The 16,602-nt window shown below is 60.9% G+C and carries 14 protein-coding genes; 1 reads left to right on the top strand and 13 read right to left on the bottom strand.

Annotated elements, in window-relative coordinates:
• Nucleotides 1-24: 24 nt before the first annotated feature.
• The 9 genes from VQ575_RS13680 to VQ575_RS13640 form a co-directional block, all read right to left on the bottom strand.
• Complete coding sequence (locus VQ575_RS13680) at nt 25-579, bottom strand: DinB family protein (protein ID WP_039588731.1); 555 nt, start codon at nt 577-579, stop codon at nt 25-27.
• A gap of 227 nt (nt 580-806) precedes the next feature.
• Nucleotides 807-1,724, bottom strand: a complete 918-nt coding sequence (locus tag VQ575_RS13675; protein WP_039588730.1) for a dihydrodipicolinate synthase family protein — start codon at nt 1,722-1,724, stop codon at nt 807-809.
• Between the two features lie 81 nt (nt 1,725-1,805).
• On the bottom strand, nt 1,806-2,834 hold the full coding sequence (locus VQ575_RS13670) for a trans-3-hydroxy-L-proline dehydratase (RefSeq protein WP_325917676.1): 1,029 nt from the start codon (nt 2,832-2,834) through the stop codon (nt 1,806-1,808).
• A 37-nt stretch (nt 2,835-2,871) separates the two neighbouring features.
• Nucleotides 2,872-3,594, bottom strand: coding sequence for an amino acid ABC transporter ATP-binding protein (locus VQ575_RS13665; RefSeq protein WP_045155944.1), 723 nt, complete (start codon nt 3,592-3,594; stop codon nt 2,872-2,874).
• Entirely contained in the window at nt 3,587-4,237 is a 651-nt protein-coding gene (locus VQ575_RS13660; protein WP_039588727.1) for an amino acid ABC transporter permease, read from the bottom strand. Before VQ575_RS13660 ends, VQ575_RS13665 begins: the two co-directional genes overlap by 8 nt.
• Before the next feature lie 9 nt (nt 4,238-4,246).
• Nucleotides 4,247-4,912 (bottom strand): amino acid ABC transporter permease, encoded by a 666-nt coding sequence (locus VQ575_RS13655; RefSeq protein ID WP_039588726.1) that lies wholly within the window; start codon nt 4,910-4,912, stop codon nt 4,247-4,249.
• Nucleotides 4,905-6,683 carry a cis-3-hydroxy-L-proline dehydratase gene (gene lhpI, locus VQ575_RS13650; protein ID WP_325917674.1) on the bottom strand — a complete coding sequence of 593 codons (1,779 nt, stop codon included), beginning with the start codon at nt 6,681-6,683 and terminating at the stop codon, nt 4,905-4,907. The genes VQ575_RS13655 and lhpI overlap by 8 nt, the downstream gene beginning before the upstream one ends.
• Before the next feature lie 10 nt (nt 6,684-6,693).
• Nucleotides 6,694-7,512 carry an ABC transporter substrate-binding protein gene (locus VQ575_RS13645; protein ID WP_039588725.1) on the bottom strand — a complete coding sequence of 273 codons (819 nt, stop codon included), beginning with the start codon at nt 7,510-7,512 and terminating at the stop codon, nt 6,694-6,696.
• 230 nt (nt 7,513-7,742) lie between these two features.
• On the bottom strand, nt 7,743-8,498 hold the full coding sequence (locus tag VQ575_RS13640; protein ID WP_039588724.1) for an AraC family transcriptional regulator: 756 nt from the start codon (nt 8,496-8,498) through the stop codon (nt 7,743-7,745).
• A gap of 560 nt (nt 8,499-9,058) precedes the next feature.
• On the opposite strand from VQ575_RS13640, the gene VQ575_RS13635 reads away from it, so the two are divergent.
• On the top strand, nt 9,059-9,559 hold the full coding sequence (locus VQ575_RS13635; protein WP_039588723.1) for a lipocalin-like domain-containing protein: 501 nt from the start codon (nt 9,059-9,061) through the stop codon (nt 9,557-9,559).
• A gap of 406 nt (nt 9,560-9,965) precedes the next feature.
• Here the strand turns inward: VQ575_RS13635 and VQ575_RS13630 are convergent, their stop codons facing one another.
• From VQ575_RS13630 to VQ575_RS13615, 4 genes are read right to left on the bottom strand one after another with little or no spacing between them, the layout of a single operon-like run.
• Nucleotides 9,966-11,399, bottom strand: coding sequence for a sigma-54-dependent transcriptional regulator (locus VQ575_RS13630; protein ID WP_325917673.1), 1,434 nt, complete (start codon nt 11,397-11,399; stop codon nt 9,966-9,968).
• Entirely contained in the window at nt 11,396-12,916 is a 1,521-nt protein-coding gene (locus VQ575_RS13625) for a phospholipase D-like domain-containing protein (protein WP_325917671.1), read from the bottom strand. Before VQ575_RS13625 ends, VQ575_RS13630 begins: the two co-directional genes overlap by 4 nt.
• Nucleotides 12,916-14,055 carry a hypothetical protein gene (locus VQ575_RS13620; protein ID WP_325917669.1) on the bottom strand — a complete coding sequence of 380 codons (1,140 nt, stop codon included), beginning with the start codon at nt 14,053-14,055 and terminating at the stop codon, nt 12,916-12,918. The genes VQ575_RS13625 and VQ575_RS13620 overlap by 1 nt, the downstream gene beginning before the upstream one ends.
• Complete coding sequence (locus VQ575_RS13615) at nt 14,042-16,585, bottom strand: AAA domain-containing protein (protein WP_325917667.1); 2,544 nt, start codon at nt 16,583-16,585, stop codon at nt 14,042-14,044. The genes VQ575_RS13620 and VQ575_RS13615 overlap by 14 nt, the downstream gene beginning before the upstream one ends.
• Between the last annotated feature and the right edge of the window lie 17 nt (nt 16,586-16,602).

Raw genomic sequence — 16,602 nt, 5'->3', positions numbered from 1 at the left:
CAAACTCTCCTTGGGACAGTCGATTCAATCGGGTTGGTAATCGCGCCAGACCCGCTGCTCGTCCAGTTGCAGCAGCTGTTCCTCTGCGTCGCGGAACCTGCGGTCGCAATCGAGGAAGAACTCGTCGAGCTGTGGCGGATCCACATGGGTGGCGCTGAGCATGGTGTGGACCTGGCCGCGGTGATGGATCTGGTGCTCGAACAGGTGCAGCAGCAACCGGTCGATCCTTTCGCGCACCTTGCCGTCGGTACGCACCAGGTCGATGGCGCGGGACAGGTCGTCATGGGTAAGGTTTTCGCAGAATGCCGCCAGTTGCCGGTCGGTCCGGTCCTGGCTTTCCCTGAGTTGGGTGAACGCCAGCATCTCGGAGAAATCTCGTTCCTGGCCCGCTACGTCGCCTTCGAGGGCGGTCAGGTAATAACGGTCGACTTCGAGGATATGGCACAGCGTGGCTTGGATGGAGGGAAAAAAGCTGGTGCGGTAGGCTTCGTACTCCGCAGTATTGAGCTGCGCGCAGGCGTCCAGCAGCCTGTGGTTGGCCCATCGGTTGTTGAGGGCCTGAGCCAGGAAGTAATTCATCGGATGCCTCCCGTGCGTTATTGCGCCGGGAAAAGCGTAGCAAAGACTGGCGATGGCGCCGTGCTGCTGGTCGGTTGGTCCCGTTGCGGAGCGTGGATCCTTCGTGAGAGCGGGCTTGCGCGCGAAAGCGGCTTGCCCGATATGAACAGGTTGCCTGACACGCCGCCTTCGCGAGCAGGCCCGCTCCCACAGGCCTGTGATTCAATCATCAAGTTTCATGTCGGTATTTATAGCCCCACGTCCGGCAACTGCGGCCGATTGGCCATCGCCTTGGCCATGATCTGTTCCACATACGCCCGGTCGTCTTCCGGCAGGGCCAGGCGCGGTGGGCGAGTGAGGGCGCTGCCTCGCCCGGCGATGGCTTCGCATAGCTTGATGCATTGCACCAGGTCGGCGCGGGCGTCGAGGTGCAGGATCGGCATCAGCCATTCGTAGATCGGCATGGCTTCGGCGAAGCGTCCGGCGCGGGCCAGGCGGAAGATGGTTTCACCTTCCTTCGGGAACACGTTGGACATGCCAGATACCCAACCTTCGGCGCCCACGGCGAGACTTTCGAGCACCACATCGTCAAGACCGGCGAACAGCACGAAGCGATCGCCGACTTCGTTGCGCACATCGATGAAGCGCCGGGTGTCGCCGGATGAATCCTTGAAGCACACCACGTTGTCGCAATCGGCCAGCGAAATGAGGATGTCCGGGGTGACGTCGTTCTTGTAGATGGGCGGGTTGTTGTAGACCATCAGCGGCACGTCCGCATGCCGGGCGACGTAGCGAAAATGCTCTGCGGTCTCGAACGGCTTGGAGCCGTAGACCAGCGCCGGCATCAGCATTACCCCGTCGACACCGACCTTGCGCACTGCGTTGGCAACCTTGGCGGCCTGCACGCTGGTGAACTCGGCGACCCCGCAGATCACCGGCACGCGGCCGCGGGAAGCGTCCACTGCCACTTCGGTCACGGCGATTTTTTCCTCGGCGCTCAGGGAGGTGTTTTCCCCCACCGACCCGCAGACCACCAGACCGGAAACGCCGTCGCGAATGACGTTGGAAATCACTTGGTGGGTTTTTTCCAGGTTGATGGAAAAGTCGTCGTTGAATTGGGTGGTGACTGCGGGGAATACGCCGCTCCAGTTGATGCGTTTGCTCATGGGTTGTCTCCGTTTTTGAGAGTGCTTTTATGGCGAGGGAACTTGCTTTCTCGCCACAAGGGTTTTGGGTGAATCTCGAAATCATGCGCCCGGCCAGGTATCCGAGAGCCGGTAGCCCTGTGGCCACGGATCGGCCGGGTCGAGCAGCAATTGGTGGGTCCCGGTGATCCACGCACGTCCGGCGATGCACGGATAAATCGCCGGGCGTCCGGCCACCTCGGCCAGTGAGTCGATGCGGCAGTGGAACTCGGAGCCGATGATCGAGCGGCCAATAAACCGCTCGCCGACCTGCATCAAACCCTTGGCGTGCAGCACCGCCATGCGTGCCGAGCAGCCGGTGCCGGTGGGCGAGCGGTCGATCTTGCCGGGTTGGATGACGACGGCGTTGGCGCCGGTAGCGATGCCGTTTTCCCGGACGATGGGCGCTGCGACCTGGCAGAACGAGATGTGCGACCAGTCGGGATTCAATGGATGTACGAAGCCCAGTTGCTCGTTGGCGGCCGCGGTGATTTTCAGCCCCACGGCCACCAGCTCGGCCGCTTCGTCCGGGCGAATGGCGAAGCCCAGGCGCTCGGCATCAACGATGACGAAGCTGTCGCCACCGTAGGCAGTGTCCACTTGCAACGACCCCAGGCCTTGGACTTCGATCCACGCATCGAGGCGGTCAGCGAAGGAGGGGACGTTCTTGATTTCGACCCGCTGCACCTTGCCCTCCCGGCAGTCGGCCACCGCCTCGATCAATCCGCCCGGTGCCTCCAATATCAAGCGCGTCTGGGGTTCGGTCATCGGCAGGATGCCGCTGTCCAGTAGCACGGTGGCGACGCATAGCGAATTGGAACCGGACATGGGCGGCGTATCGGCCGGTTCCATGATGATCCAGGCCATCTGCGCCTGCGGGTCCTTGGCCGGCACCAGCAGGTTGACATGGCGGAACACCCCGCCACGGGGCTCGTTGAGGACGAAGTTGCGCAGGGTCTGGTCCTGGGCGATCCAGCGCGACTGTTCCCATACCGAGGCGCCGGGTGGCGGCGCGACGCCGCCGACGATGACATCGCCGACTTCGCCTTCGGCGTGGCAACTGACTATGTGGATGATTCTGGATGAGCGCATGGGTCAGATCCTTGTGTTTTCTGGTCGGGCCTAATCGCTATTTGACCGACTTGAGAAACGCCGCCGTCTCCGGCTGCACCGGGTTGCCGATCACCTGGTCCGGCGGCCCGATCTCATGGACCCGGCCATTGCAGAAGAACGCCACCCGGTCGGACACGTCCCGGGCGAAGCGGATCTCGTGGGTCACCAGCACCATGGTCATGCCGTCTTCGGCGAGCATGCGCATGGTGTCCAGCACCTCGCCGACCAGTTGCGGATCGAGGGCCGAGGTGGCTTCGTCGAACAGCATGTAGTCCGGCGACATCGCCAGGGCGCGGGCGATTGCCATGCGCTGCTGCTGGCCGCCGGAGAGCTTGCCCGGAAAGGCCTTGAGCTTGTCCCCCAGGCCCACGTGCTCAAGCTGCCTGACCGCCAGCGCCTCGGCATCCTGCTTGCTCTTGCCCAGCACCTTGCGCGGAGCGAGCATCACATTTTCCAGCACGGTCAGGTGGGGAAAGGCATTCCACTGCTGGAAGACGATGCCGATCTTTTGCCGCAGCCGGTTGAGGTCGGTGGCGCTGTCATGGACCTCGACGCCGTCCACGCGAATGCGGCCTTTCTGGATCGGCTCCAGGCCGTTGATGCACATCAGCAAGGTCGATTTGCCGGAGCCGGAGCCACCGATGATCGACACGACTTCGCCCTTGTCCACGGTGAGGCTGACGCCCTTGACCACTTCGAGGTGGCCGAAGGACTTGTGCACGTTTTCGATCTCAATCATTTTCCTGCCACCTTCTTTCCAGGCGAGCGCCGAGGCGGGCGACCACCAGGCTCATGACGTAATAGATGAGGCCCGCGATGCACAGCACCAGCAGGGGTTCCTGAATGCGCGTGACGATGGTTTGCGATGCCCGCAGCAGCTCGACAATGCCAATCCACATCACCAGCGCGGTGTCTTTCATCACCCCCAGCACCAGGTTCAGCCAACCCGGAAACGCCACCCGCGTGGCGATCGGCAGGACGATGAAGCGCAGGTCCTGCAAGTACGTCAGCCCCAGGGATCGGCTGGCTCGTCGGGTACTCAACGGCACTGCGAGGACGCCACCTCGGACGATTTCGGTGAAATACGCGGCGGCGTAGACCCCGAGCACGATGCAACCGACGGCAAAGGCGCTGAGTTGCAGGCCGACGATGCTCTTCAGGGAATTGAACAGCACGAACTGGATCAGCAGCGGTACGCTGCGAAACGCGTCGAGCACCCAGGCCAATGGCAGGCTAGCCCGGGGCAGCAGCGCCCGCAGCAGGCCGAAGAGCAAGCCGGCCAGCGTGCCCAGCAAAATCGACCAGGCGGTCAATTGCACGGTGACCCAGGCACCTTCGAGTAGATACAACACGTCGTTAACGGTAAGGCTTGTAGAAAACATGACCCGCCCTCAATAACGAAACAGCCGCCAGGACAACAGCCGGGCCAGCCCGACAATCAGCTTGGCGATCAGGTAATACAGCACCGCCGCGAGGGCGAAGTATTCGAAGGTGCGGAACGTCTTGACGTTGTATTCCTGGGTCACCCCGGTGAGGTCGTTGTTCAGGCCGACCACCACGCCCAGGGACGTCATCAGTACCGCCCAGACCATTTGGTTGGTCAATGGGTAGAAGACGATACGCAGCAGCTGCGGGACGATGATCATCCGGTAGGCCTGGAATGCGCTCATGCCCAGGGAGCGAGCGGCGCGCATCTGCGTGTCCGGCACCGCCTTGAGGCCGCCGCGAAAGTTCTCCGCCAGGTAGCCCGCATTGTTGAAGGTGATACCGGCCAACAGGGCAAACCAGGAACTGACGTGCAACCCGAGGGAGCCGAGGCCGAAGTAGAGGATGTAGATCTGGAACAACGACGGCGTGTTGCGGGCGATCGACACCCAGCCGTTGCCGACACCGCGCAGCAGCGGATGGCGGGCCTGGCGCATCACCGTCAGGACCAGGGCGATCAGCACGCCGAAAATCATCGACAGCGCCGCGGTTTCGAAGGTCACCCAGGCGCCGGCCAGCATGTCGGGCAGGGCGCGCAAGGCCGGGCGCCATTGGAAGCTGTAGTCAAACATCGCTCGGGATCTCCTCGGGTGCGCAGGGCCGCAACCATTGCGGAGGATGATCGCTGGCGGTGGCGGTGCAGGCGGCCTCGACGCAATCGGCAAGGCTGGCAAAATGCACGCCGCGACCCACCAGGCCCGGCGCGTAGTGCGCGTATTTGCCGGAGTTGGTCATCAGCGTCGTTGCGGCTGGCGGGATTACCGGCTCGCCCAGCATGCACCAGCAGGTGTCGGTGACCAGCGTTGCGCCGAAGGCCTGGATCGCGTCCAGGTAGCCGGCCTGGCGCGCCTGTTCCAGCACGGCCCGGCCGCAGGTGATTGCCAGCACCACTTCAGCGTGTTTGGTGCGCCCCGTGCACAGGCGTGACAAGGCGGCAAATTCGCTGAGGGAGAAATGCGGGTTGCCCAGGGAAACCACATCCACGTGACGGTGCCGGGCGCTGTTGAGCTCGCGCCAACTGGCGAGCAGCCCCGTCGTGTTGACGGTTTCCATGGGCAGCACGGCGTCGCGGTCCAGCACCTTGGCCGCATCCATGGCCTCCGGCGTCACGCCGGCGATGTGGAACAGCGGCGCGGCGCTGGTGGTCGCGAACGCGGCACCGAAAGCCTTCAGGTCATCCAAGGTCGGCGCGGCATTTTCCAGGCCGTGTATCAGTGGGACGCGTCGCCCGGTCAGGCTGCCGATGTGATAGCCCAACAGCGGATAGAAGCTGTCGTCCACCGAGCCGAGGCTGGGGACTTCGACGATCATCCCAGCCTTGCGCGGCCCATCGAGGTGACAACCGGCCAACGGTGCGCGACCGCACAGCGCGATGCAGATATCGAGGAAGTCCGGGTATTTCTGTGTGCGGGCGCCAAGCACGCTGTTGGCGTAGACCACCGCATTGGACTCCGCCCAGACGATTTGCTCGCCGGCCGTGGGCGCGGTGTCGAGCAGGTAGGGCGCACAGGAAAAGCTCAATTGCGCACCCATGGCCATGTACGCGTCGCCCAACGCGCTGGCCGGTTCGCCCAGTGCCGGGTCGACGCCCAACTCGCGCCAGCGGCGCTGGTCGACGGAAATCGAATTGAGCGTCGTGGGCACGCTCACCTTTGCCCCCCACTGCACCCATTGTTCGGCAAAACGCAGGCTGGCGGGGCCGGTGTAGATGCAACCGTCGATGTGCGCCTGGGTGATGTCCAGCAGTTCATCGGCGTCCTGGATCTCGGCCATGCGCAGGACTATTTGCATTGCCACTTGGGTTGCCTTGCCGTGCGTGCCGTCGAGCATCGCTCGATCGCGCTCGCTCAACTGGACGCTGGACGGCATGGACGGCTGCGGGGCCGTCCCCGTTCCGTGCCATTGATCGTTGGGCCGGCGGCCGGACAACGTCAGGCAGTTGCCCTCGACGCGCCCGAACCCTTGACCCCGTAAACCCTCGAACGCCTCGCGGCCAATGCACAACACCGGCAGCGAGCGCTGGAAGATCACCTCGGCCACGAGCACGCCCAGGGCCAGGATCTCATCCACTTCGGCCAGTATCAGGGCGGCCGGCGCATGGCCATTGCTGATGAGCTCCATCAACACGCTGCTGCCGGTGCAGGAGCCGCGCCCGCTGGGAATTGCCAGAACGCGGCCGGCCAGGTGTTCACCACTGAGGGGATGATGCCGGTCGATGACCTCACCGGTGACCGGATCGACCCCGCCCCAGAAACTCAAGCCGACATCGGCGAACAACAGGGTGCCCTGGGCGGCACCCTCCACCAGGCTGCGGCCGTACAGGCGAACAGGCGTGCTTGGCATGCCGCGATCCTCAGTAATAGACCTGGGGCACGGTCAGGTTGGCCGGCGGGATCTCCTTGCCGACCCATTTGACGAACAGCTCGTTGTAGCGGCCCGTGCGCACTTGCTGGTTGATGAACAGGTTGAGGTAGTTGAGCAAGCCGTACTCGCTGCGCTTGGCGCCGAGGGACACGTAGTCGATGACGTAAGGCGCATCACCGGCGATTTTCAGACCCTTGTACTTGCCCGACTTGATGGTCGCGGCGGCTACGGTGTTGGTTACCACGGTGGCGTCGATATGCCCCTGGGCGACGGCCAGCAGTGTGTCGTTCTGCGATTGGTAGGCGCGGAAACTGCCGCTGCCCCAATTCTTCTGGTCCTTTTCCAGGGCGATGGCTTCATAAGTGCTGCTGGTATTACCGAGTTTTTTGCCCTTGAGGTCGGTGTAGCTGTTGATACCGGTGTCTTCGCGGGTCAGCACCACCATTTGGAAGGCGAAGTAGGGCACGGTCAGGCCGACGGTCTTGGCTCGCTCCAGGGTGTCGGAAGTGGAGGCGACGATGACGTCGGCGCGACCTGATAGCAGTGCGGGGATGCGGTCGGAAAATGGCGTCTCCACGACTTCGGCGTCTACGCCAAGGACTTTTGCCAGATCGTTGCAATAATCCACGTCGAATCCCGCCGGTTCGTTGCTTTTATCGCGAAAGCCCATCGGTGGGAAATCCAGTGTCACGGCGCAACGCAGCTTGCCCGAGCCGATGATGTCGTCGAGCTTGTCGGCGTGGGCGGGAAGGGCAATCAGGGGAAGGAGGACAACGCTGAGGGCTGCGGCTAATGCACGGTTTTTCATAAAGGCCTCGCTGTCGAATGAGTGCGGTGAGATATCGTATTGAGGATTTCGTATACGATATTAGATAAGCAATCGACGTGCCTGTTTTGTATTGCAGGTTCAGCTTTTGGTAAGGCTTTGATTACTAGGCGATTGTTTTAACTGCGCCCCTGCTGCTTGCGGACAAGGGTCGAAGGCAGGTGTTACAGATGGGAGCAATGGGGTGGGGGCTGCCCTGTAAAGGAACAACGTCAGCGCTGGTTCTCTCGGTACTGGCTGGGAGAAAGGCTCGTCAGCGCACGGAATTGACGGCTGAACGCACTGTGATCGGTGTAGCCGCAGCGCAGGGCAATTTCGGTGATGGGCAAATCCTGCTCCAGTAACAATCGCGAGGCTTCCTCCAGGCGGGCCTTGTGAATCATCTGGCGGGGCGTGAGCTGGAAGATGCGCTTGCAGTGTCGCTCCAGCTGCGCAACCGACAGGCCGGCGATGGCGGTGAGTTCCGCCAGACTGATAGGGCGGGCGAAGTGCTGCTTGATATGCGCGTCCACCGCCGCCAGTTTCTGGAACGCCGGATGGCTCGATTGCGGCGATTGCAAATCACGGGAAATTCCGGCCAGGCCGACGATCCTGCCCTCGGCATCGCGCAACGCGAGCTTGTGCGTCAGGCACCACACCGGCTGATTGCCATAATACAAATGCAATTCGAGCTGGTCGGCCAGTACCCGCCCGCTGGCCAGCACGCGCCGATCCTGCTCGGTGTACAACGGCCCGAAACGCTCCGGGAACACGTGCTCGGCGGTAAGGCCCAACAGGTCGTCACCTTGCTTGAAGCCGCAACGTCGAGCCAGGGTCTGGTTGACGAATGCGTAGCGGGCGTGGTCGTCCTTGATGAAAAACACCGTGTCCAAGAGCGTATCGAGCAGCGGCGCAATGGGCTGCAGGCTCCGCAGCAGGGTGCCGAGTTCGCAGGGGGCGAAGGACGTCAGTGAGGGGTACGGAGTCATCGTTTTCGCGACCTTGCTGCTGGGATGGGTGGCAACGCGACCTTGGGACGTGGTGGCGCAGCGGTTTTAGGCCAGTATACGAACACCGGAAAAGCCGATGTTCATTTCCAGTCCGCGGAGGGTGTTCCGACGGACGTTTATGCAGGAAAGCCTGTGGGGCGCGGGATTGCTACGGCGGTGCCATCGTCGCAGTCTCACCGTTGATTTTTGTACCGGGTGAGGCATGGGCTGGGGTGCTATGCGGGTCTTCCTCGCGGTTTCCCGCAGCGGATCATTACAAAATGCCCACGCTGAGGCTGCATTCGATCCAAACAATCGAGACCAGGCGCCGGCGGTCGAAACGATTTCTGACAGGAGTGTCAGCAAGCGGTCAGCCTCCAGACACCTCCGCTGTCTAGACTCTCCACGTTGCCCCCGTTTCCACGAGGAGTCACTTGATGCGTCTGCTCATTGTCGAGGACGAAGAAAAGACGTCCCCCTACGCCCGGCACTTATCTGGACCAGGGCATGAAAGTTTTTATTCTTCATCGCGTCCTTACGGTTAATGGAAGGTGATACGGATGACTCTAAAAAACAAGGTACTGGGAGTAGGTGCGGTCATTGCCTTTTCGGTTTTCTCCACGGCCTTCGCGGGCGCGGAAAACTCGTTGGTCGGCACGTGGCGCGTGGTCAGCGCAACGGTTGAGCGAGAGGGCAACCGCTCAAATGCTTATGGCCCCAATCCTCATGGCTGGCTCGTTTTCACACCAGAATTGACATTTGTTGAAGTGCTCACTGATCCACGCGTGCCGGCGTTTCGCTCCAACGTGCGCGGCGAAGGCACCGATGAGGAAAATCGCGCGGCCATGGCGGGTAGCATAGGTTTCTTTGGACGATATACCGTTAACCAGAATGGCGAGTTCACGGGCAACACCGTCGAAGGGTCTACTTTTCCAAACTGGGTGGGCGCCGTGCGTACGCAGGATGACCTGCAACTGAAGGTCGATGGCGACCGGATGGTGGAAAACTTTCGGCGCCCCGATGGGACGAAGGTTCACATCGTCTTTGAGCGTGTCAGGTGATTTCGATTGATCGCCCATGACTGACGGCGGCGGACACATCGTTGCGGCGTTGAACATGCGCATCTCGTCGTTTACGGCCGGAGAAGGATCTGACGTCAGAGGGATCGGAGGCTGACAGGAACATGTAGTTATACCCCGTGAGCGCTGAAGAGGTAGTGGGCTGACTGCCGCTGTAGCCGCTTGTTATTGAGTTGTTTTGTGGCGTTTTGTGGATTTTCCGCTAAAGGCTATCGGGGTCACCAAAAAACATTTTGACCAGGCTCTAGAACAATATTTTCAGGCAGAAAAAGTTCAAATATGCCCCCAATTTTGCCCCCAGTTGCATCAGGTTTGCGAGCAATCGCGAGTGGCGATTTCTGACAGAGACCAAGATGGATTCGTATGGCTTTCAGTGTATTCCCTTAAATTAGTATTTTAGTTCTTCTGGCAGGCCTCGGTATCCCTCGGCGTCGCGTTGCAGTGTTTTTACGCTGCAATCCAACGCCTTGGCAGCAGCCTTCCAGCTCCCTTCAGTTGCTTTGGTTCGTAGTGCCAATTCAGCATGGAAATACTTGGTTTGCTCCTCGCGGCTGCCCATTCTTATAAGCTCGGCAGTTGATGAGTCATGGGCTGCACCGGACCACTGCTGAAGAGCCTTGTCCAGCCAATGGGCCTCGTTGCCGGGTTCGAACCAGGCCATGCACAGCGCCGCAAGACGCTGCAGGTCGCGCAGGTTGCCGGTCAGGGGGTGCTCTGCCAACCTTTTCGCTAGGGCATTTGACCAGGGGGCTGTTACGGGAAGGTCTGCATCTACACGGCAATCTCCCCAAACCCGTTGCCAGTCTTCATGCAAATCCTCGCGGCAATCGCGCAAGGCTGGTAGCGACACGCAAAGGTGGCTCAAGCGATCACAGAGGTCCTCGTCCAGGCGTTCGCGCAGTTGCCCCATGGGAAGGTTCGAGGCGCAGACCAGTTCGAAGTCGACACTAATCTCCTTGTCACTGCCGATGGGGCGGTAGCGCCGCTGGCGATCCTGGAACACCCGCACCAACTGGCGCTGTACTGGCCGTGGTAGATCCTGGATTTCATCAAGAAACAGAATGCCGCCATTCGCCTGCGCAAGAAGGCCCTTGCGCTCCTGTGCTGCACCCGTGAAGGCCCCCTTGACGTGGCCAAACAACAGGCTTTCGGCCAGCGTCGACTCCAGGCCGCCGCAAGCAAGGGTGACCACCTTGTTCGGTCGCTGCTTGAGCGTGGCCACCTGGGTCTCCACCAGACGGCTCTTGCCGGTACCGCGCTCTCCCAGTATCAGCAACGGAGCACCCGTAACCCGGGCGTAGCGAAACAGGCTGTTCATTGCCTCGCGGCGTGCTGCTGAGCGGGCTTCCGGATTGTAGGAAGGCACCTTCGGATCCAGCCGCTGTTGCCGACGAATCTCGGCGAGGTAGGTGCTGACCTCAAATTGCACGGGATCAAGCCGGTCGGGCTGGGATGACCACAGGCGGGTGCCAGGGGCAAACACCCCGCCGGCATGCAGGATCAGCCAGACGCTGTGCATGGCAGGAGTACCCGGCGAGAGGTTCAGGTGCAGGCGACCAGCGACGGTGTTCAGCCTGGGTAGTACCTGCTCCTGGATCGCTTCATAGATGAGCTGATGCCGAGTCGGATCGACCAGATCGATCCTGATCGGTTCCACTCGCGCATCGTTGATGCTGGGTGGGATGCGTGCATGGCTCTGCGCCTGGATCAGATACATCACTCGGCTGATCTGAATGCCGTGCTCGGCAAGTTTACCGAGCGCTCCTTCCAGTACGTCCAGGCCGGCTCTTTCCGCGTGCCAGCAAAGCAGCGTATCGCTCATGGGCGTTGCCCCCTGTCGATGACGATCGCGGCGGCGCCCATTTCACCGAGCAACTGTACTGCAGCGTTCAGCTCGCTCGGCTGGGTAATGGCTATCGTGAGGCGGCCGTCAGGTTCCCGAAGCACTTTGGGGGAGTAGGGTTGGGGTTTTTCGTTGCCTTGCGCAGGACGCATTTGAGGGCTCGCCTTTGGATGGCTGTATGGTGCTGTTGCTGTCCAGCAGCATTTCAACTGGTGGGCCGGATCATCGCTCTGCGAGGGGCTGGAGACTCCCGGACGGGGTGTCTCCAACTGGTGGGCGGACTGGGCAACCACCTCGCCTAGGTTGACTTCAGCTTCAGTCAGTACCTGCACCCGATTCAACTGGCCGTTGCGCCACAATTGCACCTCGCCACTCAGATCCCCCAGCGTCGGGGCTGGCAACAGGTGCCAGGGTGCAATATTTTGCCAGTGCTCCAGGCGTACCTTGAGTTCTTCAGCTTGCCGCACATCCAGCAACGCGCCCAGCTCGAAGCTATCGTCCAGACCGTGCGTCTCCAGATTCGCCGACATCACCATGGCGTCTCCGGCATCGGTCCACAGCGCCTTGGCATGCAACCACTTGAAGCCGTAAACCTGTGCACCACTCTCTGCCAGCGCCAACAGTGCCGGCATGGCCGCCGTGCGTACTCGAGCCAGCACCGTCACCTTGAGGCCCTCGCGGGCGCGTTGGCAGAGTTGCTGGACCACAGGATGCTGCACGTCCCAGCCAAAGCTGCTGACGATGATGTGGGATGACGCGTTCTTCAGGGCCTGCTGCAACTGTTTGGCGATGCCCCTATGCTTCATCGTGGTGGCGCAGATTTCACCCTGGGGCGTTGGGTGCTGCACGCTGCTGACGAGTTTGGCGGCCTTGAAGTCGTGACCATCAAGCAGTTCATGTTCCGCGGTTTGCCACATGGCCCAACGCAGGTAACCGGCGATGCCTTCGACTTGTGTCGGGCTCAGGCGGACAGCGAGCTCTTCGTTGCGCGTGAGGGCTTCCTGGGTGAGGTTGGCGGTGAGCAGGACGCCTGCTGGCCGGGTATATGGGTCGACCAGGACTACCTTGGCATGGAAATGTGCCGCCGTGCGGAAAAGGACGGACTTGCCTAATGTCTTGAGCATTGCCTTGTGTTGCGCGTGCGTCTTCTGGTCGAACTCGCCCTGATTCGGTTCACTGCCTAGACGGGCCTCCGAAGCCAGCATCACATACACCCGCACGCCACGCTCGGCAGTGACCTTCAGCGCTGCCTCAAAGGCCGGATCGGCAATCAGGAAACTGCAGACCACTACCATGTCCACTGCTTGGTTCAGCAGTGTAATCAGTTCGTCGCGCAAGGCTCCCTGATTGCCGGAGATGTGGATCGAACGGCCGACTTCCAGTGTTGGCAGGCGGTTCACTTGGGTCGCTTGCCAGGCAGCTGGCATGGGCAAGGCACGCTGGTCGAGCACCTCGGTGTGAGTGCGCACCCAGGGGTTGGTTGTGTTCGTAGTCATTACAGTCCCCAATCTTCAGCGGCAACTAGGTGCCAAGTGGTGGTGGCGCGGCTGTTTTCCCGCCGTTGCCAGGTCTGTTCGGCGAGCTCTTTGCGCTGTGGTGTGGTCAGCTTGAAGGTTTGGAAAGGGGCGTGGGCCTGCGTAGTCCAGGTTTCGAACTGTTCGGTGCTGGCATAGTGATTGATGTGTTCGAGCAGGCGCCATTGTGCCCAGCGTTGTGCATCGTCAGGCGAACACGGGGTCAGTGCCACACGACCGATGCTCAGATCATCGAAACGGCCCAACTTCGGAAGCTGCGGTGTGGACACATGCAGGTCGGCACGCAGGCTATTGCGCTCAGCAGCGTTGCTGGCGTCGAAGGACCTTTTTAATGCGAGTGTCTCAGTGTCCCAGTCCTCGTGCAGCCCCGCCGACTGCAACAACCCTTGCCAGACGGCCTGTGCCGTTACTTTTGGTGTGCAGGAGGGCGTGTCGATGAGCGTTTCATCGAGCTTACCGTGCAATTGCAAGCGGGTGTTGTCGACGTCCCAGGTGGCCATAAGCGTCGCCTGTACTTCCTGAGGCTGCAGGTTTTTCTCCAACTGCTCGATGCGCAACGCTTCCTTGTTGCCAGGGGGCGTGATGGTCTTGCGTAGGACCTGGTTCAGCCAGGAAGGGATTTTTTCCGGGACGGGTTGCTCTTTTTTATAGACTTCCTGCTTGGCACGAGGCTCCTTGATCGGTTCGATCAGCAGCACCGGGCACTCCAGCAAAGGATCATCGCTGGCCCACAGCCGCCAACAGGCGTATTCGGGCACGAACACCTCCTCGCGTTGCAAGGCTTCCCGGCCTAGTTCGGTCAGGCCGTAGGCTCCACGGTTGGCTCCCGATCCGCTGAACTCTGGCAGCAGTTGCAGTAGGCCCAACCCGCAGGCGATCTCCAGCAGGCGCCGGGCCGCAGTTTGGCGGGAGGGCTCGCAAAAAAGGTGAATGGCGATGTCTAGGGCGTCGATGGGGCTCTTCATGCCGGCACGTTGCAGAAGCGGCAGCAACTCCGGGCGTTGGGTAGCCCGGGCGACCTCACCTAGCACGTGCCAGCAGGAAATGGATATCTCGCGAGTCAGTACGATATCGCCGCGTTCGGTTTTAGTGCTTGTCATACAGCGATGTCTCCCAGTTCTTTTCATCCGCCAGCTTGCTGAGCAGGCTGTCCTTGTATTTGCCCAGGCGATGGCGATCGCCCACGATGATTCGGCAGTAGCGTGCCCTAGTCAGTGCAACGTTCAGGCGATTTGGACTCTGTAGAAATGCCGTCATGTGATTACGTACCAGCGATAGCAGCACCAGGTCGGCTTCGTGCCCTTGGAAGCGATCGACCGTACACAGATCCAGCGTGATGTAGGGGTTGCCTTTCGTGCCCTTGCTAAAGTGGCGCTGGGCATAGCCATTTCCGGACCAGCTACGCAGGGCTTTACGCAGTGCACGTTCCTGTCCGCGGTAGTAGGTGAGCACCGCGATCTCCCAGGGGTGACCGTCCATCCTGCGGTTTTTGCTGGCCCAACGCTCGAAGCGCTTGAGTTCTGCGATGACTTCATCGACTTCAGCCGTGTTGCTGTTCGACTGAGCATCGAAGCGTGCCTTGACATGGCGCCAGGAGGCCGCTTGCCTGTCGTAGCTCCAGGTGCGGTCTGTCGTCATCCGCTCAGGGGTGAACAGCGCTTGGCCTTTATAGATGTGATGGTGCGAGAAAGCAGCAATATCAGGGTGCATACGGTGCTGATGACTCAGCCGTATGTGTCGTGAAGCCATGACGTCGGAGGGCAGGCCATCACTCAGTGCGTTGCCGGCCTTTTCCCAAGCGTTACGGCCAAAGCCTTCCTGTAGGGATTCAAGGATAGAAGGCAGGGCAACCTTACGGACCCGTTCCACGTTCCTTTGAACGTGATCAAGCGTTGCTCCCGTTCCTTCGACCGGCATCAACTGTTCGATCTGCTGGGACTTGCGCGTCTGTTCGGAGCCGGCTTCGTTGCTACCCTGGCGTTGCTCGTAGTGGGCATTGATACGCCACGCCAACTCGGTGCTCCAATCGGGTAGGGGCTCCGCTGTCCTCAGTTGCCGGTTCCGCTGGCGGGCTGCTGCTGCACGACGCTCAAGTATTACAGGTGCTTCGCCCCGTACGGTGGTCGTGTCCAGAGGCAGTTCATCCAGGCGTGCGCTCAGGGTTTCGCTGGCTCCCAGTACGATCGAGGCATCCCACAGCGAAGTGCCGTCCTCAGCTTGTGCAAGGTTGACCCCCAGTGCCTCGGCTTGAGCCTTGTAGGCCTGCCGAGCATTCTTGTCGGGGCTGGCAATCACTGAGGTGCGTCGCCGGGTACGGGCCATGAACGTATCGACACAGGCGTTGCGCAGCCATGCCTGGGGCAGGCAAGCGTCAAGGTTTGCCGCCATGGCCTGTTCATCGACATAAGGTGATAGCTGCAACGGATCGCCGACGATGATCCAGCGTTTTGCTAGCACTGCGGGGACAAGAAATTCCTGGAACGTGGTCTTGGAGGCCTCGTCTAGAATCAGCATGTCGTACGGTGGGTGGTTGCTGCGCCGGTTTTTCAGATCCGGATGCTGCAGGATGCCTGTGGTTGTTCCGCAGGTTAGGTTGGCCGTACTGAGCACCAGTTGTGTTATGACGTGCTCGTCCTGACGCAAAGCGCTCAACAATGTTTGTTGAGCCCGGCTCAAGTCTCGCTGACGGCTTAATGCCGCTTGCAGGCGCTTGCGTTCGGTTGTACGAAAGCTCTCCAACTGCCATTCGCGGGCTTTTTCGGAGACGTTTCGTTTATCGCCAATACGTATGGGAATGATCTGGTCGCGATGCTCGTTACGGACGTCCATGAGTTTTTCCAGGACGTTGTCGACGGCCACGTGGGTCGAGGCACAAAGCAGTACCCGCTTGCCTTGTTCGGCCATTTGCAGGATCAGCTCGCAGATAGCGGTGGTTTTGCCGGAGCCCGGGGGGCCTTCCAACAACATGAAGTCCGTGGTGTGCAAGGCCTGCTCGACGAAGCGACGCTGTTCGTCGGTGCCGGGGCGCTCAAGGTCTAGCAACAGTTTCCAGGCGTCGACAGCCAGTGGTGGCGCGGCAAACGCTGGCCAGCATGCGTGGTCGTTGGCCTCCAGCAAGCGCAGCAAGGGCCGGTGCTCAGCTGAGGGGGTGTCTTGCAGGCAGGCGATGGCTTCCAACTGCCGTTTGAGCATGTTGGTGTTGGGGCGCAGCAACAGCTGGCTCTCGGTGGGTTGCCGTTCCAGCAGCAGGCGCTGGCCGGCGGGATCCCGATCAAGGATGCGGATTGAATGCTGGCGACCAAACCTGAATTCCACGCGGCGGCCTTCTGGTGCGCTTTGCTCGTATACCTCACGAGCGTCTTCGTCTAGAAATGCACGGAAGGTCGCTTCCGGCTCGCCTGGCCGATCTTCGGGAGCCTCCAGACTGATCCAAGCGCCCAATGCGTTGTCTTCATCGCCCTCAGGTCGAGAAGCGGCTGCCCAGGCCAGCCGCTTAACGGCGTGGTCGCTGTTGAGGTGCTTTTCGGTTTGCTGAAGAAAGTCGCTGAAGTCCTTGAGGCCATAAAAAGCCCGACTCATGAGAATGTCGGGACGGTGGCGCTCAAGGTTTTGATAGTAAAGCAATGCCATCGGTCAATTCCTGTGGG

Source organism: Pseudomonas frederiksbergensis, assembly GCF_035751725.1.
Taxonomy (GTDB): Bacteria; Pseudomonadota; Gammaproteobacteria; order Pseudomonadales; family Pseudomonadaceae; genus Aquipseudomonas; species Aquipseudomonas frederiksbergensis_A.
The sequence above is the reverse complement of the archived record's forward strand: the minus strand, read 5'-3'. Positions and strand labels throughout refer to the sequence as shown.

Excerpts from the sequence above, each read along its gene's own strand:
- VQ575_RS13635 (WP_039588723.1), top strand. The coding sequence starts at position 9,059 with ATGACTCTAAAAAACAAGGTACTGGGAGTAGGTGCGGTCATTGCCTTT.
- VQ575_RS13625 (WP_325917671.1), bottom strand. The coding sequence starts at position 12,916 with ATGACTACGAACACAACCAACCCCTGGGTGCGCACTCACACCGAGGTG.
- VQ575_RS13615 (WP_325917667.1), bottom strand. The coding sequence starts at position 16,585 with ATGGCATTGCTTTACTATCAAAACCTTGAGCGCCACCGTCCCGACATT.
- VQ575_RS13680 (WP_039588731.1), bottom strand. The coding sequence starts at position 579 with ATGAATTACTTCCTGGCTCAGGCCCTCAACAACCGATGGGCCAACCAC.
- VQ575_RS13670 (WP_325917676.1), bottom strand. The coding sequence starts at position 2,834 with ATGCGCTCATCCAGAATCATCCACATAGTCAGTTGCCACGCCGAAGGC.
- VQ575_RS13660 (WP_039588727.1), bottom strand. The coding sequence starts at position 4,237 with ATGTTTTCTACAAGCCTTACCGTTAACGACGTGTTGTATCTACTCGAA.
- VQ575_RS13645 (WP_039588725.1), bottom strand. The coding sequence starts at position 7,512 with ATGAAAAACCGTGCATTAGCCGCAGCCCTCAGCGTTGTCCTCCTTCCC.
- VQ575_RS13640 (WP_039588724.1), bottom strand. The coding sequence starts at position 8,498 with ATGACTCCGTACCCCTCACTGACGTCCTTCGCCCCCTGCGAACTCGGC.
- lhpI (WP_325917674.1), bottom strand. The coding sequence starts at position 6,683 with ATGCCAAGCACGCCTGTTCGCCTGTACGGCCGCAGCCTGGTGGAGGGT.
- VQ575_RS13620 (WP_325917669.1), bottom strand. The coding sequence starts at position 14,055 with ATGACAAGCACTAAAACCGAACGCGGCGATATCGTACTGACTCGCGAG.
- VQ575_RS13630 (WP_325917673.1), bottom strand. The coding sequence starts at position 11,399 with ATGAGCGATACGCTGCTTTGCTGGCACGCGGAAAGAGCCGGCCTGGAC.
- VQ575_RS13655 (WP_039588726.1), bottom strand. The coding sequence starts at position 4,912 with ATGTTTGACTACAGCTTCCAATGGCGCCCGGCCTTGCGCGCCCTGCCC.
- VQ575_RS13675 (WP_039588730.1), bottom strand. The coding sequence starts at position 1,724 with ATGAGCAAACGCATCAACTGGAGCGGCGTATTCCCCGCAGTCACCACC.
- VQ575_RS13665 (WP_045155944.1), bottom strand. The coding sequence starts at position 3,594 with ATGATTGAGATCGAAAACGTGCACAAGTCCTTCGGCCACCTCGAAGTG.